This window comes from Streptococcus sp. 27098_8_76 (assembly GCF_041432315.1).
In the GTDB taxonomy this organism is placed as follows: Bacteria; Bacillota; Bacilli; order Lactobacillales; family Streptococcaceae; genus Streptococcus.
In genome coordinates, this window is sequence record NZ_JAPVZI010000011.1 from 30,481 (window position 1) to 53,704 (window position 23,224).

Sequence of the window (23,224 nt, forward strand, 5' to 3'; positions counted from 1 at the left end):
ATGATTAATTTGGACGAAGATGCCCTTGTCTGTGACTTGGCGGAAACCTACCAGATATACGACTACAAACAGCTACCTTTAAATCAGGTGGCTGTTTTTGCGTATGGTTTGCGCGACGATTCACGGATAAAGCAGATCATGTCTGACCAAATCGTCCCTCTTGAAACGACGTTACTTGCAAATATCGTAGACAGACTGTCTCTTTCTTTGTGGTTGCAAACCAAGGATGGCCAAAAGGGTGTTAATCGCCCGACATCAATCGCTGAATTGCTAACAAAAAATCACAAAGAAGAGAGTGACGAAAGGGATTATCTTGTCTTTGAATCTGGTGAGGACTTTGAAAACTATCGCAAGGCTTTACTTGCGAAAACAGGAGGTGAGGAATAGTGGCGACCGAATTAGGGAAAGCCTATGTACAAATCATTCCATCCGCTAAAGGCATTAGTGGCATGATTCAAAAGGAAATGGGTGGTGAAGTTGCCTCAGCTGGCGTTAGCGCAGGCGAATCCCTCGGATCTAAAATGATGGGCGCTGTTTCAGGAGTTATTGCTGCTGCTGGAATTGGTCAGGCAATCGGAGCATCGATAAACGAAGGGGCAGCACTTCAACAATCGCTTGGTGGTATCGAAACCCTATTTAAAGATTCAGCTGATAAGGTCAAAGGTTTTGCAAACGAGGCCTATAAGACAACAGGTCTGTCAGCCAATGCCTATATGGAAAATGTTACAGGTTTCTCAGCAAGCTTATTGCAATCTCTTGGCGGAGATACAGATAAAGCAGCAGAAACAGCTAACATGGCCATGATTGATATGTCGGATAATGCTAATAAGATGGGGACATCCATGGAAAGTATTCAACTGGCTTATCAAGGTTTCGCTAAACAAAATTACACCATGCTCGACAACTTAAAATTGGGTTATGGTGGTACCAAACAAGAAATGCAACGGCTTTTGTCCGACGCAGAAAAATTGACAGGCGTTAAGTATGACATGAATAACTTGTCAGATGTTTATAGTGCTATTCACGCTATCCAAGAGAATTTGGACATCACTGGTACAACAGCAAGAGAAGCAGCAACAACTTTTACTGGTTCATTTGAATCTATGAAAGCAGCTGCTCAGAACGTTCTTGGAAAGTTGTCTTTGGGTGAAGATATTCAACCTGCACTACAAGCTTTGATGGAAACGACATCCACATTTCTTTTCGGAAACCTAATTCCGATGATTGGAAATATTTTGAAGCAAATTCCTAACCTTATTTTAGGAGGGATAAAGGGTGTTTTTAGTGGGATCTTTGGCGAAGGTCTAGGAAGTATCATGGGTGGTATCGTTACCGCTCTTGGTTCTGCATTTTTAGCTTTTAAAGCATTTTCGGCAGTCTCGGGATTGCTATCTGGAATACCTGCTGTCTTAACGACAATTAAAACAGCAGTCACGGGTCTATTTACTGCTATGAGTGCCAATCCAATTGGAATTGCAATCGCAGCAATCGCTGCATTAACTGCAGGTTTGGTTTATTTCTTTACTCAAACCGAGATGGGGAGACAAATCTGGCAAGGCTTTATGGATTGGTTCTCTGGTGTGTGGCAGTCTGTCGCACCAGTCTTGACCGAAGTTTGGAATGGTATTGTTGAAACAGCTACGACCGTCTGGAACAATATGATGGCTGTTGTCGCTCCAATTATCCAAGCGGTTGTTGATTTTATTAGGTCTGTTTGGGACGGTATTTCTCTATGGTGGACTGAAAATCAAGGTTTGATTCAACAAACGTTCACAACTGTCTGGAACGCAATCCAGACAGTTATTCAGACGGTTATGCCGATTATTCAGTCCATTATTGAAACCGCAATGAATATCCTTACTCCTTTCATTGAAGCGACGTGGAACAATATCTTCACTGTAGTAACAACAGTTTGGGAATTGATTAAGATTGCTATTCAGACGGCTATGGATGTTATTAGTGGCATCATAAAAGCTGTGATGCAAGTTATTAATGGTGACTGGAGCGGTGCTTGGGAAACTATAAAAGGTGTTGGTGAGGCCATCTGGAAAGGATTGTCTGCTGCAGGTAAGGCTATCTTTGATGGTTTTGCTCAGATATTATCTAACATCTGGAATACGATCAAATCTGTCGCAAGCAGTGCTTGGGAAGGGTTGAAATCAACTGTCTTAGGTCTGATTGATGGACTTGTCCAAGGCGCTCAGCGAGCATGGGAAAGTATGAAACAAGGTGTTAGTGACCTTGTAAGTAATGTTACGAGCATCTTTGATGGCATTCGAAACATTGACCTATGGTCAGCAGGTAAGGCTATCCTTGATGGATTCCTAGGCGGATTGAAATCTGCTTGGGACTCGGTAACTGACTTTGTCGGTGGTATTGCTGGTTGGATTGCGGATCACAAAGGTCCGATTGAATACGACCGCAAGCTCTTGATTCCTGCTGGTAATGCGATTATGCAAGGTTTGGATAGAGGGTTGCAGGACCGTTTCAAAGATGTTAAGAAATCTGTCAGCGGAATGGCTGGTGAAATCTCAAACGCATTTTCAAATGATGATTTTGGTTTGAGTGGAATACCGACCATTGCCAAGAATCTTGAAGCAAGTTTGGCCATGCCAAGTGCTCAAATCGAGGCAAAAGACAGTCAAACCGTGTCTGAGATAGCGATTCTGAGAGCAAGTATGGAGAAGATCCTTACTGCTATCCTTGAAAAGCCGTCAGATACTTACCTGGACGCTGATAAAATTTCAATGAGCGTCTATCAACGCCAAGGTGCGATTTATGCTAGGGAGGGAATTTAATGGAATACATGATTATCAACGGTTTCAATACTTCAACCATTCCTAAATGTGTCGTGACTGATTTTGGCGAGGTGGAGGCTGCTAAGCCTAAAGTTTCAGAAACAGCTACCCTATTTGGGGTTAATGGGAATTACCGTGTCTTGGATGGTGCTTATGAGAGTTATGAACGAACATTTGCATTTTACCTCCCAAGGACGGTAAATCCGTCTAAAATCGTTGAGAGATTCAAACCAAATGACAATACGCTAGAGTTCAGCTATCAGCTAGGCTCTTTATTTTACGCTGATTTTATTAGTGCAAAATACAAGCCTCAAGGTATGCACGGTTGGAAACTTGAAATCAAGTTGAGCATGCAACCGTTTCGCTATCAGAAAAGTGTTGCTCCTCTTGTCTTTACCGCAAGCGGCAATGTCAACAATCCAGGCTCTGTTTATAGCGAGCCTGTGATTGAGATTGAAGGGGATGGTGATATCTCTTTGACGATTGGGCGGACAACCATGCACTTGACCATTAGACGAAAAGTGACCATTGACTGTAGACATAAGAAACAAAATATCTACAATGCAGATGGTGCGGTTCAAAATACTTTACGGAAACGTGGTGGTTTCTTTGAATTGGCAGTAGGTAATAATGGTCTTGTCTTTACTGGATCCGTTCGTAAAGTCACGGTTCGGCCAAATTGGAGGTATATCTTATGATTTATCTTACAGAGGGCAATACGCCTTTAAATGAGGCTTACAACGATGAAATTGTTCAGGAGCGAAACAATACCTATCAGCTGACCTTTCGTTTTCCTACATCGGATCCCAAGTGGGAATTGCTGAAAGAGGAAACCTTCTTGACTGCAGATGACCTGCATGGCGAGCAAGATTTTTATATTTTTGAGGTTGAAAAACAGCAAGGATATATCCAAGTCTATGCTAATCAGGTTATCAGTTTGTTAAATAACTACATCGTCAGCTCTATCGATGTTGATCGTGTCAGTGGTACCAGAGTACTGAGCGCATTTGCTGGTAGTATTACCAGAGCCAATTCTTTCTCTTTTTTCTCGGACATTGATGATAGGCATACGCTTAACATCAAGGATAAGAATGCTATGGAGGTCTTAGCCAAAGACAAGCACTCTATCCTTGGTCAGTGGGGCGGAGATATGGTGCGGAATGGCTACAACTTGCGCTTGTTAAAAAATGGCGGTTCAGAAAATGAATCGCTTTTTATGTACAAAAAAAACCTGTCTAGCTACCAGCATAAGACCTCTACCAAATCTCTGAAAACTCGGATAACCTTTAAAACGACTGTTAAAGGCGAGGGAGAAAAGGCGCCTGACGTTGACTATGTGGTGGTGATTGATAGCCCCTTGCTCGGAAAATATAGCCAAATCTATGAAGCTGTTGTTGAAGTCAATGACCAGAATGTCAAAGACCAAGCTAGCTTGATTGAATACGGTAAGCAGTATTTTCGAACGAGTATGTGCGACATGCTAGAAGATAACCTTGAAATCTCGGTTGTCGGCCAGAGCGATGTAGCGGTTCGGATGTTCGATGTGGTCAGTATCTACCACGAGTGGTATGGTCTTGATGTTCGTAAGAAAATTACGAAATACACCTATTCGCCAATGGCAAAACGTCTAAAATCAATTGGTTTTGGGACGTTCCAGTCTAGTTTGGCTAATGCGATTGGTGGAATTGTAAATGATGCCGTTTTAAATGAAAGCCAAAATCTGCATAAGATTTTTGAAGAACGTTTGAAAAAGGAAATCGCCAACGCTGACCGTGCCTTTGATGCTGAGTCCAAAAAGCGAAAAAAAGAGATAGATGACGGTATCGAACTTGCCAAGGCCAAGGCAGAAGAAGTTAAGCAAGAACTATCTGACACTATCAATCAGCGTTTCAACAGCTTTAACAACGGCCCATTACAAGAAGTCAAGCGCAGGGCTGAAGAAGCCTTGAGGAACGCTGGCGCAAGTAGCTTGCTTGCTCAGGAAGCTAAACGGATTTGGTTAGATTCTGTTGCCAAGCTTGAAGCATTCAAGGCGCAGACTACGAGCGCTCAGACAGCCCTATCGGGCGATTTGGACGCTCTGAAACGAACTATCGCTAATGATATTCGACCGAAGCAGGCGCAGGCTGAAGCTGAGATTACCAAGCAAGTTGAAGCACTTAACAAGACCAAGAATGAGTTGGCTGGTGTTAAGTCAGCACAAGCGACCTATGAAGAGACAACGACTCGTAGATTGGCAGAGCTGACCAACTTGGCCAACGGTAAGGCAAGCAAGTCTGAACTCACACAGACAGCTGAGGAGTTGGCTAGTAAGATAGCGAGTGTGCAGGCATCCGGTCGAAATCTATTCTTGAATTCACTTTTCAAGCAGGATATTTCAAAAACAAGGATTTGGACTACAAGTACTTACGAAGTTACTATTGATAGCGAAAGTAAATATCTTGGTCACAACGCTTTGAAAATCGTTGGTCAAGACCCAATGGGACGAGATGGGAACAACCCTAAAATCACTTATCCAGCGCTTGGTCAATTTGGAAAAGTAATCGCTGGAAGTACGACTAATCAAGATATAACAATTACATTTTATGCCAAGGCAAATAAAAATGGAATAATGCTAAGATCTCGATTAGGCAACATTTGGTATAAAACCGGAAATGTGACATTGTCGACAGAAATTAAACGGTATGTTGTCCATATTCCCAAAAGTTGGACAAATGAATCCAAGCTGACAACAAATGAATGGTTGTTCACTTTCAACCAGGAAGGAACCGTTTGGATTTGGATGCCGAAGTTTGAAATAAGCGATGTAGATACTTCTTATTCAGAAGCTCCAGAAGATACAGACGGCCAAATCTCAGCAGTCGAATCCAACTTCAAACAGCGTGCTGATGCGCTTGACGCTGGTGTGAGAAGTCTGACTGAAGGTCTCAGAACCAAAGCGGATATCAGCTCATTAAATGTGACTGCTGAAAATATCAGGCAGTCTGTGAAGAGTCTTGAAACAGACACGCAGAACAAGCTAAATCAGAAGTTGAGTCTGGCCGAATTTGAAGTTCGTGCTGGTTCTATTCGCCAAGAAATCCTGAACGCAACCAAGGATAAGGCAGATAAGACCTTAGTTGTGGCTGAAGCTGGGAAATTGCGAGAGGAATTTTCAAACTTACGGGTTGGTGGAACTAACTTGTTAAGAGGCTCAAAAGGACCTTTTCTTCCAGATCGGAAGCCAGCTAATTTTGATAATAATGTTCTTTATGCAGGACAGACGTCTATCTACATGGAACAGGGTCAGGAATACATCATTTCGGCCAAAACGGACGGTAACTTTACGGCCCATCACGACGGGAATAAGGAGTCTGATAATGTGGTTCTTTGGATTATGGACAAAAATGTCAGAAATTATCAAATTGTATCGGACCTTAAGACAGGTACAACAGGGACGAAATTCGTTTGGGATAAGCCGACAGGTATCTATCATCTACGCGTTAACACTTATCACAAGGAAACTACCAAAAGTGTCTGGGACGTGAAGATTGAAAAAGGCACTCTAGCAACTGACTGGAGTCCAGCGGTTGAGGACACTGACGGTCTTATCACTGAAGCTAAGGCTACCTTTGAGCGAACGGCTCAGGGATTGCGAACTGATTTATCAGCTATTCAGGAATATGTCAATAAAGACGGTCAGCGACAGGAAGCCCTACAGCGTTACTCTCGAGAAGAGAGTGCGAGACAAGCGACGGCTGTACGAGAGTTGGTAACGAGTAATTATGTCGGCAAAGCGACTTACCAAGAAGATGTGAAGGGTATCAATCAGAAGATTGAAGCTGTTAAAACTAGTGCGAATAAAGAAATCGCTAGTCAAATCGCAAGCTATCGTCAATCTGTAGATGGTAAGTTCACAGATATTTCGAGTCAGATAACTACTTATAAGCAAGATGTGGGCGGTCAAATCAGTGGTCTATCAAATAGACTTACAAGCAGTGAGCAAGGAACTATTACTCAGATTTCAAATCTTTCAAATCGGGTAAACAGTAACAAACAAGGTACAGATAAGCAGATTTCAAATTTAACTACTCAGGTTTCTGCAAACAAAGCAAATGCTGAACGACAAATGGGTAGAATATCTGATCAGGTTTCTGCAAACAAAGCAAATGCTGAACGACAAATGGGTAGAATATCTGATCAGGTTTCTGCAAACAAAGCAAATGCTGATAGTCAATTTGCAAATGTAACCAATCAACTAGCACGAAAAGTAGAGACTACTGACTTCCAGCGTGTCAAAGAAACCAGCCAACTTTATGAGCGGATTATTGGGACAACTGAAGATGGTATTGCAGATAAGGTCGCTCGCATGGCTATGACCAATCAGCTGTTCCAGATTGAAGTTGGGAAGGCCTTTGCGGAACATCAGAATTTATTCTTAACCTCAACGCTCACTAAAGGATTTTTAGGGAATAATGGAATCATTAGCGTAGCGAATGCTACACAAAAGGAGGTTACATCCGATTTCATTTCAGTGGATCCAAATGAAAAAATTATCTTCCAGCACTGGGTAACTCTGCCTGAGAATGGAATGGCTTGGACCGCTTGGCAATTTTTTGATAAAAATAAAAATCCTGTTGATAACCGTAAACCAGGCTTAAATGCTTACAAAACAGCTGTAGGTAAACAACACAACATCAATCAAATCACTATACCAGCGAATGCTTATTTCGTCAGATTCTCAGCTCGTATGTACGATGATGGTTTGATAAAAGTAGAAAAGGGCTCAACTCCATCTGATTACTCAGTAGCACCAAATGATGCTCTTGAAGCTGTGAAAACCGTCCAAAGACAGTTGGATGGTTCATGGTCTGTTCAGAACATCAACAGTGCAGGAGATATCATTTCAGGAATCAACCTAGGCGCTACCGGTCACAACCGTATTACTGGTAAGTTGACTCATATCACGGGTGAAACATTAATTGATAACGCGGTTATTAAGTCAGCTATGGTTGACAAGCTGAAGACGGCCAATTTTGAATCTGGTTCCGTCACGACTACGATATTAGACGCTGAAGCGGTCACGGCTGAGAAAGTGAGATTTGATGATGCGTTTATTAGGAAAATGATTGCAAATGAAGCTTTTATTAACCAGCTGACATCTAAGCGAATTTTTGCGACAAAAGTCGAGTCAGTCATTTCTAGCTCAACTGTTTTAGAGGGTTACAAAGGTTGGATTGGTGGCTTCCAGCTCGGAACGCATGATTCAGGTTCTGGTCGTTGGCTAACTGGTCGCAATCACTTCTCGGTCGGCATGGGCGACGGTGAAGGTGGTAGTGGACAAACAGCTCTTTGGGTTAACTGGGGAGGCAATTGGAGCGAACCTGGATACTATGCATGGTTCGTGAAAAATAATGGCAAGATGTATTGTTATAACACGGCTGAATTTTGGAAAACACCAATTATTCACGGGGACCTGAAAGTTACAGGAAGAATTCGTTATGATGGTGGTGTTTGGATTTATTCTGGTGAATACGAGAAGATTGGACGAAGCAGTAAAGATTATTTTTATCTGGAAAAAGCCAGTGGTGCCAGAGATTGGTTCCCAGCTTGGAACGATACTTCTGACCGCAGACTGAAATCAAACATTCAAGAGAGTAGTGTTTCAGGGGTTGATGTTATTAATCGTTTGAAAACCTATAGTTACCGAAAAGAATTTAATAATGAGGTAGAGGATATCTCATGCGGTATCATGGCTCAAGATGTGCAGAAGTACGCTCCAGACGCTTTTCGTGAGGGTCCAGATGGGATTTACACATATAACACATTTGCACTGGTACCTTACTTAATCAAGGCCATCCAAGAATTAAATCAAAAAATAGAAAAAATGGAGAAAACAATAGCATGAATAACAACATGGACGCAGTAGTAAATCAGTTAACACTTGATTCTCTGACTAAAAAACTAGCAGTCAGCGAGAAAGAATCAGCTCAGAATGAGGCTCTTTATTTGTATGCAGCAAGCGAATTGCACACGATGAAAGAGGTTCTAGAATATGACCCAGCTCTAAAAGAGTTATTTGAAGAAGTGAAAGGAAAAATGACAAATGGCAATTAATAATTACGAACTAGCAAGCAAGCCTTATACTCGAGGCTTTGGAGATAATATCAAGACTGTAGTTGAAATTCGTTTATCAGAAGGCAATCGTTACAGTACGAACATGCGTGAACTTGCAGGAGACCGGACAAGTGAACCAGAAGATGTCTTGATTCAAGATGTATTGGATATTCTAAAAGCCGAGCTAGATCCAGGTAGTGCCATCGTTAAAACACAGGCGCAGCTTGAACAGGCTAATCAGAAGATTGCTCAAAATGAGAGTGAACATAACCGACTCTCTGCACTTACAAATAAAATTGACAAAGTAGTGCGAGTGATGGCTCAAGATTCAATCATGGGCGAAAAAATCTCTTACGGTACAACCTATAAAGAGATGGTCGAACTATTCCCACTTGCTGAAGTTGGTAAAGTTTATGAACCTGGTGCAATTTTTGTGGTGGAAGACCCAAGTCACGTTGAAATCAATGGAGAAGGTAAACGCATCCTGATTCAAACAAATCAGTCATTCACCTATCAAGGAGAAACACTTGCTCAACTTGAAGGGGCACCTTCCCAGAATGGTGTTCTAGCAATTTGGAAGTGGGATGGAACAAAAAACGACAAACAGACTCAAACATCTAATGAGTTAGAGACAAAACCTGTTCAGTAAAGGAGAATATATGAAAATCGAATTGTTTAACTTTTTTAGAAGTCTAATCCAAACAGAAGATGGCTTGGTATTGTATGCGCTGGGCTTAATTGTGATTCTAGAAATCGTAGATTTTGCATCAGGGACGTTCGCAGCAATTGCAAATCCAGAAATTGAATACAAGAGTAAGATTGGCATTAATGGCCTGATTCGAAAGATTCTAGGGGTCCTCTTGTTGATGGTATTGATTCCGATGTCTGTCTTGCTACCTGAGAAGACAGGCTTCGCATTTCTATACTCAATTTACCTCGGATATTTGCTTTTTACATTCCAGTCACTCATCGAAAATTACCGTAAGTTAAAAGGTAACGTGACCATCTTCCAACCTATCATCAAGGCATTTGAGCGCTTATCTGGTGACAAAAACGACAAGAACGAAGGAGAACAATAATGGATATTGATACAAGTAGACTAAGAACTGATTTGCCACAGGTTGGAGAGCAACCATATCGTCAGATTCATGCTCATTCAACTGGTAATCCCAACTCAACAGCTCAAAATGAAGCAGATTACCATATGCGTCGTCCTGTTGATTCAGGATTTTTTTCACACGTCGTTGGTAACGGCCGTGTGATGCAAACCTGGTACACAGACATGGGAGCATATGACGTAGGAGGTGGCTGGAACGTTGAAGGCTACGGACAAGTAGAATTGATTGAGAGCCATTCAACTAAGGAAGAGTTCATGCGCGATTACAAGCTCTATGTTGAACTACTGCGCAACCTTGCTGATGAAGCAGGGATTCCGAAAACGCTGGATTCTGACAGCTTGGCTGGAATCAAGACACATCAGTATTGTACATACAATCAACCTCGCAACTACTCAGATCATGTGGATCCATACCCTTACTTGGCAAAATGGGGCATTAGCCGTGAGCAATTCAAGAAAGACATCGAAGGTGGCTTATCTGAAGCTGGCTGGAAGCGTAATGAAACCGGCTGGTGGTGGGAAGAGTCGGATGGCTCTTATCCCACAAAACGCTGGAAGAAAATCAACAATGAGTGGTTCTACTTCGATGAACGTGGATACTGCCTAATCAACCGTTGGTTCAATGATGGCAAAGATTGGTTCTATCTTGACAAACGTGGTGCAATGGTCACAGGCTGGATGTTCCTCAACCATCGATGGTATTTCTTCAAATCAGACGGGCGCATGGCCACTGGTTGGGTGAAATACCGTGAAACCTGGTATTTTATGGAAGAAAAAGATGGTTATATGCTGTCTAAACAATTCATCAAATCGGGAGACGGCTGGTACTATTTGAAAGCAAACGGCGAACTTCACACAGATCCAGCCTTCAAAACAGAACCAGATGGTCTTATCACAGTAGTCGATAAAGAAAAAGAAGAAAAGAAATAATAGAAAGAATTTCAAAATAGATTACACTAACCGCAGGCTCAGGCTTGCGGTTTTTTTGTTTGCTCTGAATCAATAAAACATCTAACCAACCGACATCAATGTCGGTAGCAAAATAAATGATTTGCCTGAAAAATTGACTTGTTGACATCAACAAAAAGCTTTACAAAGCGCTTGGTTGCCAGTTTTGTTGACGTCAACAAAATTAGAGGCGAGTTCGATTTTGCAAAAACACGCATTTTGAACGATTAGAAATAGAAATTACAATCCTATTATTCAAAAAAATCGCTTACATGAAGAATAGAGAGAAGAATGGCAGGTCATTATTGTCAAAAATGCCATTTTGTTAATAATAGATCCTTTTTATTTTTTTATTATTGTCAAAAACGGTGTTTTGTTAAAAATAAAAACAGTGAAATTAGTCACTGATACATTTGTAAACTATTAGAATTAAATTGAAACCTTCTCAACTATACGGGCAAATATGAGTATGAAAATGAATACGGTGATGAATACGATTTAAAAAAAATGATAGCAATTAATGAAAATGATTTTAAAGAAAAATAAGTAAAAACTCAACTATTGAAAAGCGATGATAACTATTTGTAAACACAAATTCTTTATACCATAGTTCGTGACAGTTCAAGCTTTTTTTGATAAAATCATACAGTATGCCCTTGGGCACAAAGTATGAACTGGGACTGTCTTTCCCAGCTTCGGAGGTAAAAAATGTCAGATTCACCAATCAAATACCGTTTGATTAAGAAAGAAAAACACACGGGAGCTCGTCTGGGGGAAATCATCACTCCCCACGGGACCTTCCCGACACCTATGTTTATGCCAGTTGGGACTCAAGCCACTGTCAAAACTCAGTCGCCAGAGGAGTTGAAGGAGATGGGTTCGGGAATTATCCTGTCAAACACCTATCATCTCTGGCTTCGCCCTGGAGATGAACTCATCGCACGCGCAGGTGGTCTCCACAAGTTCATGAATTGGGACCAGCCTATCTTGACAGATAGTGGTGGTTTTCAGGTTTATTCTTTAGCAGATAGCCGCAATATCACAGAAGAAGGGGTAACATTTAAAAACCATCTCAATGGTTCCAAGATGTTCTTGTCCCCAGAGAAGGCCATCTCTATTCAGAACAATCTGGGCTCAGACATCATGATGTCCTTTGACGAATGTCCCCAGTTTTATCAACCTTATGACTACGTTAAGAAATCAATTGAACGTACCAGCCGTTGGGCTGAACGAGGTTTGAAGGCTCATCGTCGTCCGCATGACCAAGGATTGTTTGGGATTGTTCAGGGAGCAGGATTTGAAGACCTTCGTCGCCAATCAGCTCATGACCTTGTCAGCATGGACTTCCCAGGCTACTCTATCGGTGGTTTGGCGGTGGGAGAAACCCACGAAGAGATGAATGCGGTCTTGGACTTCACAACCCAACTGCTACCTGAAAATAAACCTCGCTATTTGATGGGGGTGGGAGCGCCAGATAGCTTGATTGATGGAGTGATTCGTGGTGTAGATATGTTTGACTGTGTCTTGCCGACTCGTATCGCTCGTAATGGTACTTGTATGACCAGTCAGGGACGTTTGGTTGTCAAAAATGCCCAGTTTGCTGAGGACTTTACACCACTGGATCCTGAATGTGATTGCTACACATGTAAGAACTATACACGCGCCTACCTTCGTCACCTCCTCAAGGCTGATGAAACCTTTGGTATTCGCTTGACTAGCTACCACAATCTTTACTTCTTGCTTAACTTGATGAAGCAAGTGCGACAAGCCATCATGGATGACAATCTCTTAGAATTCCGTGAGTATTTTGTTGAAAAATATGGCTATAATAAGTCAGGACGTAATTTCTAAAACGGAATAGATATAAGCTAAAAATCCTAAGTTTTCTCTTAGGATTTTTCTTCTTTTTTTGATAGAATAAAGTGTACAATGAAAGGGAGAATAAACTCGTATGCGCATTAAATGGTTTTCCTTGATTAGGATTACAGGTTTACTTTTTGTACTCTTGTATCACTTCTTTCAGACCATCTTTCCTGGAGGATTTTTCGGGGTAGATGTCTTTTTCACATTTTCAGGTTTCCTGATTACAGCTCTACTCATCGAAGAATTTTCTAAAAATCATGAAATTGATTTGGTTGGATTTTTTAGGAGACGCTTTTATCGTATCGTGCCACCTGTGGTTTTGATGGTCTTGGTAACCATGCCCTTTACCTTTCTAGTTCGCCAAGATTATGTGGCTGGAATTGGGGGTCAGATTGCGGGTGTTTTAGGCTTTATGACCAACTTCTATGAACTCCTAACAGGTGGGAGTTATGAATCTCAGTTTATTCCCCATTTGTTTGTTCATAATTGGAGTTTGGCAGTTGAGGTTCACTACTATATTCTATGGGGATTGGCAGTTTGGTTCTTATCCAAACAGGCTAAATCCAATGGTCAGTTGAAGGGGATGGTTTTTCTCTTATCAGCTGCTGCCTTTTTAATTAGCTTCTTCTCCATGTTTATTGGTAGTTTTCTAGTGACCTCTTATTCCTCTGTTTATTTCTCCAGTTTAACTCATGTCTATCCATTCTTTTTGGGAAGTGTGTTAGCAACTATCGTAGGCGTTCGTCAGACGACTTCCCTAGTTAAGCAGTTGGATAAAATCTGGGATTTACGAAAGACCCTGTTGATTTTTGCAGGAGGTTTTGGCTTCTTACTCATTTTGACCTTCTTTGTCAAATTTACCTATCTCTTTGCTTATCTTATGGGCTTCTTGCTTGCCAGTCTTGCAGCCCTTGCTATGATTCTGGTGGCGCGTGTCTTACATGAAAAGACTCCTAACATGCAGGAGCCAAAGATTATCAGCTTTTTAGCAGATACTAGCTATGCAGTTTATCTCTTCCATTGGCCTTTTTATATCATTTTCTCACAGTTGACCTCAAATCTTTTTGCTGTGTTACTGACTTTGATTTGTTCTTATGGATTTGCCAGTCTTTCATTTTATGTATTGGAACCTTGGATTGCAGGCAAGAACACACCTGTTTTACAAACTCTTCGTCCCCTGCCTTATATTCACGCAATTCTTGCAACAAGTACAGGAATCTTAGCCTTCATTGTCTTCTTAGTGACTTTGTTGGCACCACAAGTGGGAGCTTTTGAGACAGATTTGACTGTCAATGGTTTGAAGCAAGCTGCAACAAATATTAGCCAAACCAAGGTGATGACAGAACGGGCAGATGCAAATAGTTTGGGGATTGCTGATGGCACTATGTTAATTGGTGACTCGGTGGCTTTAAGGGCAAATACAGCCCTGCAGACAGCCCTTCCTGGAGCACAAATTAACGCGCAGGTCAGCAGAACAACCAAGACTGCCAATGAAATCATGCTAAACAATAGCCAGAATAAATTTTTACCTAAGATGGTGGTCATTGCGACTGGGGTAAATAATCCTGAAAATTACAAGGAAGACTGGGACAGCATCGTGAAAAATCTTCCTAAGGGCCATCATATGGTTTTGGTGACTCCTTATGAGGGGGATAAGACAAAAGAGACCTATGCCATCGTTGAGAAGGCTGCTGCCTATATGAGAGAATTGGCAGAGAAGACTCCTTACATCACGATAGCAGATTGGAATCAAGTTGCGAAAGAGCATCCAGAAATCTGGGCAGGTACAGACCAAGTCCATTTCGGAAGTGACACTAGTACTATTGAAGCAGGAGCAAAATTGTATGCAGATACGATTGCTACAGCCTTGGAAACAGCTCAAGACAAGCCAGTCAAATCAAAATAACTTGCATTAAAAAGAGAAGAGTTGGAGAAATCCAGCTCTTTTAAAATATCTCCAGAAAATAGGTCTATACCATTTACAAATAAAAAAGAAAGGTTTATAATGTAATTGACATAATAAATATCAAAAGTAATCTTTTAAGGAGGTCATTATTATGCCTAATTACGTTAAAGCGGATCAGTTTTTCTATCCATTTGGCATTCGTCGCGGTGGGTACTTAGAACTTGTTGATGGCAAATTTGGGAAACATGTGGATCAAATTCCTGAAGGAGCAGAGGTTCTTGACTATACTGGTTATAGCATTGCACCAGGTCTTGTGGATACTCATATTCATGGATATGCAGGTGTAGATGTCATGGACAACAACATTGAAGGTACATTGCATACTATGAGTGAAGGACTACTTAGTACCGGTGTTACCAGTTTCTTGCCCACAACTTTAACAGCCACTTATGAGCAATTGCTTGCAGTCACTGAAAATCTTGGGAACCATTATAAAGAAGCAACAGGTGCTAAGATTCGTGGGATTTATTATGAAGGTCCATATTTCACAGAAACTTTTAAGGGGGCACAAAATCCAACTTATATGAGAGACCCGGGTGTTGAGGAGTTTCATTCTTGGCAAGATGCTGCAAAAGGGATGCTAAATAAAATCGCTATTGCACCAGAACGTGATGGGGTGGAAGATTTTGTACGTACTATTACAGGTGAAGGTGTGACAGTTGCACTTGGACACTCAGATGCGACATTTGAACAAGCTAAGAAGGCAGTTGATGCTGGAGCTAGTGTATGGGTACATGCCTATAATGGGATGCGTGGTTTAACACACCGCGAACTAGGTATGGTAGGAGCTATGTATGAGCTCCCACATACTTACGCAGAATTGATTTGTGATGGTTATCACGTAGATCCAAAAGCTTGTGAGATTTTACTTAAGCAAAAGGGGACAGAAAACATCGCTCTTATTACGGACTGTATGACAGCTGGTGGGCTTGAAGACGGTGACTATATGTTGGGAGAATTCCCTGTTGTAGTAGCAAATGGAACTGCACGTCTCAAATCTACTGGTAATTTGGCAGGTTCTATCCTCAAACTTAAAGATGGTATGAGAAATGTAGTCGAGTGGGGTATTGCAAATCCACACGAAGCGGTCATGATGGCTAGCCTTAACCCAGCAAAATCTGTTAATATTGATGATGTCTGTGGACAAATTCGTGAAGGATATGATGCAGACTTTATCGTATTAGATAAAGATTTGGAATTGGTAGCAACCTACCTAGACGGTGTGAAACGTTATCAAGCATAAGAGATAAAGCAGAAGTTAGAGACTAGCTTCTGCTTTTTTATCTACATTGCTTTACCGGTAAATAAAAAAGTTAAAAAAATCACAAAAAATCTTGAGCAAACAAATGAAAAGGTTTACAATTATATTATAAATAGTACAAATAAAAAAACGGAGGAGTGCTTTATGAAAGCCTATACTTATGTTAAACCAGGCCTTGCTTCTTTTGTTGATGTAGACAAACCAGTGATTCGCAAGCCAACAGACGCTATTGTGCGTATCGTAAAAACCACTATTTGTGGAACAGACCTCCATATTATCAAAGGGGATGTCCCTGCTTGCCAAAGTGGTACCATTCTTGGTCACGAAGGGATTGGGATTGTTGAAGAAGTTGGAGAAGGAGTTTCTAACTTCAAAAAAGGCGACAAGGTCTTGATTTCTTGTGTCTGTGCCTGTGGAAAATGCTACTACTGTAAAAAAGGAATCTATGCCCACTGTGAAGACGAAGGGGGCTGGATTTTCGGTCACTTGATTGATGGTATGCAGGCTGAATATTTACGTGTCCCTCATGCAGATAACACTCTTTACCACACTCCAGAAAACTTGTCAGATGAAGCCTTGGTTATGCTATCAGACATTCTACCTACTGGATATGAAATTGGTGTCTTGAAAGGGAAAGTAGAACCTGGTTGCAGCGTAGCCATTATTGGTTCAGGTCCAGTTGGATTGGCTGCTCTTTTGACAGCCCAATTCTACTCACCAGCCAAATTGATTATGGTGGACTTAGACGATAACCGCTTGGAAACTGCTGTATCATTTGGTGCGACTCATAAGGTTAATTCTTCAGACCCTGAAAAAGCGATTAAAGAAATTTATGATTTGACAGATGGTCGTGGTGTAGATATTGCTATCGAAGCTGTTGGTATTCCTGCAACATTTGATTTCTGTCAAAAGATTATCGGTATAGACGGAACAGTTGCCAACTGTGGTGTACATGGTAAACCAGTCGAATTCGATTTGGACAAACTTTGGATTCGCAACATCAATGTAACAACTGGTTTGGTATCTACAAATACAACTCCACAATTGTTGAAAGCACTTGAAAGTCATAAGATTGAACCAGAAAAATTGGTAACTCACTATTTCAAACTCAGTGAAATTGAAAAAGCCTATGAAGTCTTCAGTAAGGCAGCAGACCACCATGCCATTAAGGTCATCATCGAAAACGATATTTCAGAAGCTTAAGTAGTAAAAACATTTTGGAACATAAGCAAATAGAAATTCAGTCATCATAGGATGGCTGGATTTTTTATCTGAAAAATAAGAAATGAGCATATTTCTTTCCTTGTCTAGCGGAATTAGTTATAATATACGGTACAAAGGAATGAATGAATATGTATCGTGTTATAGAAATGTACGGAGATTTTGAACCCTGGTGGTTCTTAGAAGGTTGGGAAGAAGATATTGTAGCAAGTAGAAAATTTGACCAGTATTATGATGCTCTCAAATACTATAAAACTTGCTGGTTTAGATTGGAGCAAGAATCCCCTCTCTATAAAAGTAGAAGTGACTTGATGACCATTTTTTGGGATCCGGAAGACCAACGCTGGTGTGATGAATGTGACGAGTATTTACAACAATACCATTCTCTGGCTCTTTTGCAGGACGAGCAGGTTATTCCAGATGAAAAACTACGCCCAGGCTATGAAAAACAAACAGGTAAGGAAAGGCACCGTTCTTGTCGTATGAAATTAAAATAGAGAAAAAGTAACTTTTTTGGAGTTGCTTTTTTTATTTTTCCAACTCTTTGCGAATAGTATAGGTGAGGAGGTAAGTATGGTTCAAGAAATTGCACAAGAAATCATTCGTTCAGCTCGGAAAAAAGGGGCGCAAGACATTTATTTTGTCCCTAAGTTAGATGCCTATGAGCTTCATATGAGGGTCGGAGACGAGCGCTGTAAAATCGGTTCTTATGATTTTGAAAAATTTGCGGCCGTCATCAGTCACTTTAAGTTTGTGGCGGGTATGAATGTGGGGGAAAAGCGACGTAGTCAACTTGGTTCCTGTGATTATGAATATGACCAGAAGATGGCGTCCCTACGTTTATCTACCGTAGGCGATTATAGAGGGCATGAGAGTTTAGTCATTCGCTTGTTGCATGATGAGGAGCAAGATTTGCATTTTTGGTTTCAGGATATTGACGAATTGGGTAAGCAGTACAGGCAACGGGGACTTTATCTCTTTGCTGGTCCAGTCGGAAGTGGCAAGACAACCTTGATGCACGAATTGGCTAAATCTCTCTTTAAAGGACAGCAAGTTATGTCCATTGAAGATCCAGTTGAGATCAAGCAGGACAACATGCTCCAGTTGCAGTTGAATGAAGCGATTGGGCTTACCTATGAAAATCTAATCAAACTTTCCTTGCGCCATCGACCAGATCTCTTGATTATCGGAGAAATTAGGGACAGCGAAACGGCGCGTGCAGTGGTCAGAGCTAGTTTGACAGGTGCGACAGTCTTTTCAACCATTCACGCCAAGAGTATTCGAGGTGTTTATGAGCGCCTGTTGGAGTTGGGTGTGAGTGAGGAGGAATTGGCAGTCGTTCTGCAGGGAGTCTGCTACCAGAGATTAATCGGGGGAGGAGGAATCGTTGACTTTGCAAACAAAGACTATCAAGAACACCAGCCAACTAGCTGGAATGAACAGATTGACCAGCTTCTTAAAGATGGACATATCACAAGTCTTCAGGCTGAAACGGAAAAAATTAGCTACAGCTAAGCAAAAAAATATCATTACTTTGTTTAACAATCTCTTTTCCAGCGGTTTTCATCTGGTGGAGACCATCTCCTTTTTAGATAGGAGTGCCTTGTTGGACAAGCAGTGTGTGACTCAGATGCGCACGGGCTTGTCTCAGGGCAAATCATTCTCAGAAATGATGGAAAGTTTGGGATTTTCAAGTGCCATTGTCACTCAGTTATCCCTAGCGGAAGTCCATGGAAATCTCCACCTGAGTTTGGGAAAGATAGAAGAATATCTGGACAATCTGGCCAAGGTCAAGAAAAAACTAATTGAAGTAGCGACCTATCCCTTGATTTTGCTGGGATTTCTTCTCTTAATTATGCTGGGACTACGGAACTACCTACTACCACAACTGGATAGTAGTAATATTGCCACTCAGATTATCGGTAATCTGCCACAAATCTTTCTAGGAATGGTAGGATTTGTTTCAGTAGGTGTCCTTTTAGCACTAACTTTTTATAAAAGAAGCTCTAAGATGCGTATCTTTTCTATCCTAGCACGCATTCCTTTTCTTGGAATCTTTGTGCAGACTTATCTGACAGCTTATTATGCGCGTGAATGGGGGAATATGATTTCGCAGGGGATGGAGTTGACGCAGATTTTTCAAATGATGCAGGAACAAGGTTCCCAGTTCTTTAAAGAAATCGGTCAAGATTTAGCTCAATCCCTACAAAATGGTCAGGAATTTTCTCAGACGATAGGAACCTATCCTTTCTTTAAGAAGGAGTTGAGTCTCATCATCGAGTATGGGGAAGTCAAGTCTAAGCTGGGTAGTGAGTTGGAAATCTATGCTGAAAAAACTTGGGAAGCCTTTTTTACACGAATCAACCGCACCATGAATTTGGTGCAGCCACTGGCTTTTATCTTTGTGGCACTGATTATCGTTTTACTTTATGCGGCAATGCTCATGCCCATGTATCAAAATATGGAGGTAAATTTTTAACATGAAAAAAATGATGACATTCTTGAAAAAAGCTAAGGTTAAAGCTTTCACACTTGTGGAAATGTTGGTGGTCTTGCTCATCATCAGCGTGCTTCTCTTGCTCTTTGTGCCTAATTTGACCAAGCAAAAAGAGGCAGTCAATGACAAAGGAAAAGCTGCTGTTGTTAAGGTGGTGGAAAGCCAGGCAGAACTTTATAGCTTGGATAAAAATGAAGATGCTAGCCTAAGCAAGTTACAAGCAGATGGGCGTATTACTCCTGAACAGGCTAAAGCCTATAATGAATACTATACTAAAAACGGAGGAGCAAATCGTAAAGTCAATGATTAAGGCCTTTACCATGCTGGAAAGTCTATTGGTTTTGGGTCTTGTGAGTATCCTTGCCTTGGGTTTGTCTGGCTCTGTTCAGTCCACTTTTGCAGCGGTAGAGGAGCAGATTTTCTTTATGGAGTTTGAAGAACTTTATCGGGAAACCCAAAAACGCAGTGTAGCTAGTCAGCAAAAGACTAGTCTGAACTTAGATGGGCAGACGATCAGTAATGGCAGTCAAAAGTTGATAGTCCCCAAAGGGATTCAGGCACCATCAGACCAAAGTATTACATTTGACCGAGCTGGGGGCAATTCGTCTCTGGCTAAGGTTGAATTTCAGACCAGTAAAGGAGCGATTCGTTATCAATTATATCTAGGAAATGGAAAAATTAAACGCATTAAGGAAACAAAAAATTAGGGCAGTGATTTTACTGGAAGCAGTAGTTGCTTTAGCTATCTTTGCTAGCATCGCGACCCTCCTTTTGGGACAAATTCAAAAGAATAGGCAAGAAGAAGCAAAAATCTTGCAGAAAGAAGAAGTTGTGCGTGTAGCTAAGATGGCTCTGCAGACAGGTCAAAATCAGGTAAAGATAAATGGAGTTGAGATTCAGGTGTTTTCTAGTGAAAAGGGATTGGAGGTCTACCATGGTTCAGAACAGTTGTTGGCAATCAAAGAGCCATAAGGTCAAGGCTTTTACTTTGTTGGAATCCCTGATTGCCCTCATTGTCATCAGTGGAAGCTTACTTCTCTTTCAAGTCATGAGTCAGCTCCTTATTTCAGAAGTTCGCTACCAGCAACAAAGCGAGCAAAAGGAGTGGCTCCTGTTTGTGGACCAGTTGGAGGCAGAATTAGACCGTTCGCAGTTTGAAAAAGTGGAGGGCAATCGCCTCTATATGAAGCAGGATGGCAAGGAAATTGCGATAGGCAAGTCTAAATCGGACGATTTTCGGAAAACCGATGCCAGTGGACGAGGTTATCAGCCTATGGTTTATGGCCTCAAATCCGCACAGATTACAGAGGACAATCAACTGGTGCGCTTTCGTTTCCAGTTCCAAAAAGGCTTAGAAAGGGAGTTCATTTATCGTGTGGAAAAAGAAAAAAGTTAAGGCAGGTGTTCTCCTCTATGCAGTCACCATGGCAGCCATCTTTAGTCTTTTGTTACAATTTTACTTGAACCGACAAGTCGCCCACCATCGAGACTATGCTTTAAATAAAGAAAAGCTGATTGCTTTTGCCATGGCTAAACGAACCAAGGATAAAGCCGAGCAAGAAAGTGGGGAACAGGCCTTTAATCTGGGGCAGGTGAGCTATCAAAATAAGAAAACAAGCTTAGTGACGAGGGTTCGTACGCCTAAGAGCCAATATGAGTTTCTGTTTCCCTCAGTCAAAATCAAAGAAGAGAAAACAGAGAAAAAGGAAAAGGTAGCGATCGATCCAAGCGAAAAAGTGGAGAAGAAAAAATCAGAAAAGAAGCCTGAAAAGAAAGAGAATTCCTAGCCAACCAAGCTACTTTGTGCTAAACTAAAAATATGAAACATGATTTTAACCACAAAGCAGAAACTTTCGATTCCCCTAAAAATATCTTCCTTGCAAACTTGGTTTGTCAAGCAGTCGAGAAACAGATTGATCTTCTATCAGACAAAGAAATTTTGGATTTTGGTGGAGGGACGGGTCTGTTAACCTTGCCCCTAGCCAAGCAGGCCAAGTCTGTAACATTGGTGGATATTTCGGAGAAAATGCTGGAGCAAGCTCGTTTGAAAGCGGAGCAGCAAGACATCAATAATATCCAGTTTTTGGAGCAAGATTTACTGAAAAATCCCTTGGAGAAAGAGTTTGATTGCATTGTCGTTAGTCGGGTTCTTCACCATATGCCTGATTTGGATGCGGCTCTCTCACTGTTTCATCAACATTTGAAGGAAGATGGACAACTCCTACTTGCTGATTTTACAAAGACAGAAGCTAACCATCATGGATTTGATTTAGCTGAACTGGAAAACAAGCTAGCCCAGTTTGGTTTTTCGAGCATTGACAGTCAGATTCTTTACAGTGCTGAAGACCTGTTTCAAGGAAATTACTCAGAGCTCTTTTTAACAGTAGCCCAAAAATCACTCGCCTAGTCAGGGAGTGATTTTTCTATAAGGATGGAAAAAAGAAGGGAAATTTGATAAGATAGGAATATGGATTTTGAAAAAATTGAACAAGCTTATACGTATTTACTAGAGAATGTCCAAGTCATCCAAAGTGATTTGGCGACCAACTTTTATGACGCCCTGGTGGAGCAAAATAGCATCTATCTGGATGGTGAAACTGAGCTAGAGCAGGTCAAAGAGAACAATCAAGCTCTTAAACGTTTAGCGCTACGCAAAGAAGAATGGCTCAAGACCTACCAGTTTCTCTTGATGAAGGCTGGGCAGACAGAGCCCCTACAGGCCAATCACCAGTTTACGCCAGATGCCATTGCTTTGCTTTTGGTGTTTATTGTGGAAGAGTTGTTTAAAGAGGAGGAAATTACTATACTCGAAATGGGTTCTGGGATGGGGATTCTGGGTGCTACTTTCTTGACCTCGCTTGATAAAAAGGTAGATTATTTGGGAATGGAAGTGGATGATTTGCTGATTGATTTGGCAGCAAGCATAGCAGATGTGATTGGTTTGCAGGCTGGCTTTGTCCAAGGAGATGCCGTTCGTCCACAAATGCTCAAAGAAAGCGATGTGGTCATCAGCGACTTGCCTGTCGGCTATTATCCTGATGATGCCGTTGCGTCGCGTCATCAAGTTGCTTCTAGCCAAGAACATACTTACGCCCATCACTTGCTCATGGAACAAGGACTTAAGTACCTCAAATCAGATGGCTACGCTATTTTTCTCGCTCCGAGTGATTTGTTGACCAGTCCTCAAAGTGATTTGTTGAAAGGCTGGTTGAAAGAGGAGGCAAATCTGACTGCCATGATTAGTTTGCCTGAAAATCTCTTTGCTAATGCTAAACAATCCAAGACGATTTTTATCTTACAGAAGAAAAGTGAAATAGCAGTAGAACCCTTTGTTTATCCACTTGCTAGCTTGCAAGATGCAAGTGTTTTAATGAAATTTAAAGAAAATTTTCAAAAATGGACTCAAGGTACTGAAATATAAAATAGATTTTGTTATAATAGATGAAAACGCTTAAAA

At 41.3% G+C, this 23,224-nt stretch carries 22 protein-coding genes; all 22 read left to right on the plus strand.

All coding sequences use genetic code 11. The annotated features are described in order from the left end of the window. The 22 genes from O3636_RS08460 (at nucleotide 1) to O3636_RS08565 (ending at nucleotide 23,188) form a co-directional block, all read left to right on the plus strand. Complete coding sequence (locus tag O3636_RS08460; protein WP_371642656.1) at nucleotides 1–387, plus strand: DUF5361 domain-containing protein; 387 nt, start codon at nucleotides 1–3, stop codon at nucleotides 385–387. Further along, nucleotides 387–2,798, plus strand: coding sequence for a PblA (locus tag O3636_RS08465; protein WP_371642658.1), 2,412 nt, complete (start codon nucleotides 387–389; stop codon nucleotides 2,796–2,798). The genes O3636_RS08460 and O3636_RS08465 overlap by 1 nt, the downstream gene beginning before the upstream one ends. Beyond that, on the plus strand, nucleotides 2,798–3,496 hold the full coding sequence (locus O3636_RS08470; protein ID WP_371642660.1) for a phage tail protein: 699 nt from the start codon (nucleotides 2,798–2,800) through the stop codon (nucleotides 3,494–3,496). Before O3636_RS08465 ends, O3636_RS08470 begins: the two co-directional genes overlap by 1 nt. After that, nucleotides 3,493–8,685 carry a phage tail spike protein gene (locus tag O3636_RS08475; RefSeq protein ID WP_371642662.1) on the plus strand — a complete coding sequence of 1,731 codons (5,193 nt, stop codon included), beginning with the start codon at nucleotides 3,493–3,495 and terminating at the stop codon, nucleotides 8,683–8,685. Before O3636_RS08470 ends, O3636_RS08475 begins: the two co-directional genes overlap by 4 nt. After that, nucleotides 8,682–8,894: a hypothetical protein gene (locus O3636_RS08480; RefSeq protein WP_371642664.1), complete on the plus strand. Its 213-nt coding sequence runs from the start codon at nucleotides 8,682–8,684 to the stop codon at nucleotides 8,892–8,894. The genes O3636_RS08475 and O3636_RS08480 overlap by 4 nt, the downstream gene beginning before the upstream one ends. Continuing rightward, on the plus strand, nucleotides 8,884–9,543 hold the full coding sequence (locus tag O3636_RS08485) for a hypothetical protein (RefSeq protein WP_371642666.1): 660 nt from the start codon (nucleotides 8,884–8,886) through the stop codon (nucleotides 9,541–9,543). Before O3636_RS08480 ends, O3636_RS08485 begins: the two co-directional genes overlap by 11 nt. 10 nt (nucleotides 9,544–9,553) lie before the next feature. Beyond that, entirely contained in the window at nucleotides 9,554–9,973 is a 420-nt protein-coding gene (locus O3636_RS08490; protein ID WP_000687674.1) for a phage holin family protein, read from the plus strand. Next, complete coding sequence (locus O3636_RS08495) at nucleotides 9,973–10,941, plus strand: autolysin (RefSeq protein WP_371642668.1); 969 nt, start codon at nucleotides 9,973–9,975, stop codon at nucleotides 10,939–10,941. Before O3636_RS08490 ends, O3636_RS08495 begins: the two co-directional genes overlap by 1 nt. A 726-nt stretch (nucleotides 10,942–11,667) precedes the next feature. Beyond that, nucleotides 11,668–12,810, plus strand: coding sequence for a tRNA guanosine(34) transglycosylase Tgt (gene tgt, locus O3636_RS08500; RefSeq protein WP_001285237.1), 1,143 nt, complete (start codon nucleotides 11,668–11,670; stop codon nucleotides 12,808–12,810). 100 nt (nucleotides 12,811–12,910) lie between these two features. After that, entirely contained in the window at nucleotides 12,911–14,728 is a 1,818-nt protein-coding gene (locus tag O3636_RS08505; RefSeq protein ID WP_371642670.1) for an acyltransferase family protein, read from the plus strand. A 151-nt stretch (nucleotides 14,729–14,879) separates the two neighbouring features. Continuing rightward, nucleotides 14,880–16,031 (plus strand): N-acetylglucosamine-6-phosphate deacetylase, encoded by a 1,152-nt coding sequence (nagA, locus tag O3636_RS08510; RefSeq protein WP_001134550.1) that lies wholly within the window; start codon nucleotides 14,880–14,882, stop codon nucleotides 16,029–16,031. 162 nt (nucleotides 16,032–16,193) lie between these two features. After that, on the plus strand, nucleotides 16,194–17,252 hold the full coding sequence (locus O3636_RS08515; RefSeq protein WP_371642672.1) for a zinc-dependent alcohol dehydrogenase family protein: 1,059 nt from the start codon (nucleotides 16,194–16,196) through the stop codon (nucleotides 17,250–17,252). A gap of 149 nt (nucleotides 17,253–17,401) precedes the next feature. Further along, entirely contained in the window at nucleotides 17,402–17,767 is a 366-nt protein-coding gene (locus O3636_RS08520; RefSeq protein ID WP_000286413.1) for a DUF1033 family protein, read from the plus strand. A gap of 76 nt (nucleotides 17,768–17,843) precedes the next feature. Continuing rightward, nucleotides 17,844–18,785, plus strand: a complete 942-nt coding sequence (gene comGA, locus O3636_RS08525) for a competence type IV pilus ATPase ComGA (protein WP_371642674.1) — start codon at nucleotides 17,844–17,846, stop codon at nucleotides 18,783–18,785. Next, a complete protein-coding gene (gene comGB, locus O3636_RS08530) occupies nucleotides 18,733–19,749 on the plus strand; it encodes a competence type IV pilus assembly protein ComGB (protein ID WP_371642711.1) in 1,017 nt (338 codons plus the stop codon). The genes comGA and comGB overlap by 53 nt, the downstream gene beginning before the upstream one ends. A 1-nt stretch (nucleotide 19,750) precedes the next feature. After that, nucleotides 19,751–20,077 carry a competence type IV pilus major pilin ComGC gene (gene comGC / locus O3636_RS08535; RefSeq protein WP_045606658.1) on the plus strand — a complete coding sequence of 109 codons (327 nt, stop codon included), beginning with the start codon at nucleotides 19,751–19,753 and terminating at the stop codon, nucleotides 20,075–20,077. Beyond that, complete coding sequence (gene comGD, locus O3636_RS08540; RefSeq protein WP_371642713.1) at nucleotides 20,070–20,474, plus strand: competence type IV pilus minor pilin ComGD; 405 nt, start codon at nucleotides 20,070–20,072, stop codon at nucleotides 20,472–20,474. The genes comGC and comGD overlap by 8 nt, the downstream gene beginning before the upstream one ends. Then, nucleotides 20,437–20,739, plus strand: coding sequence for a competence type IV pilus minor pilin ComGE (comGE, locus tag O3636_RS08545; protein ID WP_049486616.1), 303 nt, complete (start codon nucleotides 20,437–20,439; stop codon nucleotides 20,737–20,739). Before comGD ends, comGE begins: the two co-directional genes overlap by 38 nt. Further along, nucleotides 20,702–21,163 (plus strand): competence type IV pilus minor pilin ComGF, encoded by a 462-nt coding sequence (gene comGF, locus O3636_RS08550; RefSeq protein ID WP_371642676.1) that lies wholly within the window; start codon nucleotides 20,702–20,704, stop codon nucleotides 21,161–21,163. The genes comGE and comGF overlap by 38 nt, the downstream gene beginning before the upstream one ends. Further along, nucleotides 21,141–21,554, plus strand: coding sequence for a competence type IV pilus minor pilin ComGG (gene comGG, locus O3636_RS08555; protein WP_371642678.1), 414 nt, complete (start codon nucleotides 21,141–21,143; stop codon nucleotides 21,552–21,554). Before comGF ends, comGG begins: the two co-directional genes overlap by 23 nt. 32 nt (nucleotides 21,555–21,586) lie before the next feature. Next, entirely contained in the window at nucleotides 21,587–22,174 is a 588-nt protein-coding gene (locus O3636_RS08560; RefSeq protein ID WP_371642680.1) for a class I SAM-dependent methyltransferase, read from the plus strand. Between the two features lie 60 nt (nucleotides 22,175–22,234). Then, nucleotides 22,235–23,188: a class I SAM-dependent methyltransferase gene (locus O3636_RS08565; protein ID WP_371642682.1), complete on the plus strand. Its 954-nt coding sequence runs from the start codon at nucleotides 22,235–22,237 to the stop codon at nucleotides 23,186–23,188. Nucleotides 23,189–23,224 lie beyond the last annotated feature (36 nt).

What these genes read in the sequence shown, in the direction of transcription:
- O3636_RS08460 (WP_371642656.1), top strand. Translation starts at nt 1, where the DNA reads ATGATTAATTTGGACGAAGATGCCCTTGTCTGTGACTTGGCGGAAACC.
- O3636_RS08470 (WP_371642660.1), top strand. Translation starts at nt 2,798, where the DNA reads ATGGAATACATGATTATCAACGGTTTCAATACTTCAACCATTCCTAAA.
- O3636_RS08475 (WP_371642662.1), top strand. Translation starts at nt 3,493, where the DNA reads ATGATTTATCTTACAGAGGGCAATACGCCTTTAAATGAGGCTTACAAC.
- O3636_RS08480 (WP_371642664.1), top strand. Translation starts at nt 8,682, where the DNA reads ATGAATAACAACATGGACGCAGTAGTAAATCAGTTAACACTTGATTCT.
- O3636_RS08485 (WP_371642666.1), top strand. Translation starts at nt 8,884, where the DNA reads ATGGCAATTAATAATTACGAACTAGCAAGCAAGCCTTATACTCGAGGC.
- O3636_RS08490 (WP_000687674.1), top strand. Translation starts at nt 9,554, where the DNA reads ATGAAAATCGAATTGTTTAACTTTTTTAGAAGTCTAATCCAAACAGAA.
- O3636_RS08495 (WP_371642668.1), top strand. Translation starts at nt 9,973, where the DNA reads ATGGATATTGATACAAGTAGACTAAGAACTGATTTGCCACAGGTTGGA.
- tgt (WP_001285237.1), top strand. Translation starts at nt 11,668, where the DNA reads ATGTCAGATTCACCAATCAAATACCGTTTGATTAAGAAAGAAAAACAC.
- O3636_RS08505 (WP_371642670.1), top strand. Translation starts at nt 12,911, where the DNA reads ATGCGCATTAAATGGTTTTCCTTGATTAGGATTACAGGTTTACTTTTT.
- nagA (WP_001134550.1), top strand. Translation starts at nt 14,880, where the DNA reads ATGCCTAATTACGTTAAAGCGGATCAGTTTTTCTATCCATTTGGCATT.
- O3636_RS08515 (WP_371642672.1), top strand. Translation starts at nt 16,194, where the DNA reads ATGAAAGCCTATACTTATGTTAAACCAGGCCTTGCTTCTTTTGTTGAT.
- O3636_RS08520 (WP_000286413.1), top strand. Translation starts at nt 17,402, where the DNA reads ATGTATCGTGTTATAGAAATGTACGGAGATTTTGAACCCTGGTGGTTC.
- comGA (WP_371642674.1), top strand. Translation starts at nt 17,844, where the DNA reads ATGGTTCAAGAAATTGCACAAGAAATCATTCGTTCAGCTCGGAAAAAA.
- comGB (WP_371642711.1), top strand. Translation starts at nt 18,733, where the DNA reads ATGGACATATCACAAGTCTTCAGGCTGAAACGGAAAAAATTAGCTACA.
- comGC (WP_045606658.1), top strand. Translation starts at nt 19,751, where the DNA reads ATGAAAAAAATGATGACATTCTTGAAAAAAGCTAAGGTTAAAGCTTTC.
- comGD (WP_371642713.1), top strand. Translation starts at nt 20,070, where the DNA reads ATGATTAAGGCCTTTACCATGCTGGAAAGTCTATTGGTTTTGGGTCTT.
- comGE (WP_049486616.1), top strand. Translation starts at nt 20,437, where the DNA reads ATGGAAAAATTAAACGCATTAAGGAAACAAAAAATTAGGGCAGTGATT.
- comGF (WP_371642676.1), top strand. Translation starts at nt 20,702, where the DNA reads ATGGTTCAGAACAGTTGTTGGCAATCAAAGAGCCATAAGGTCAAGGCT.
- O3636_RS08560 (WP_371642680.1), top strand. Translation starts at nt 21,587, where the DNA reads ATGAAACATGATTTTAACCACAAAGCAGAAACTTTCGATTCCCCTAAA.
- O3636_RS08565 (WP_371642682.1), top strand. Translation starts at nt 22,235, where the DNA reads ATGGATTTTGAAAAAATTGAACAAGCTTATACGTATTTACTAGAGAAT.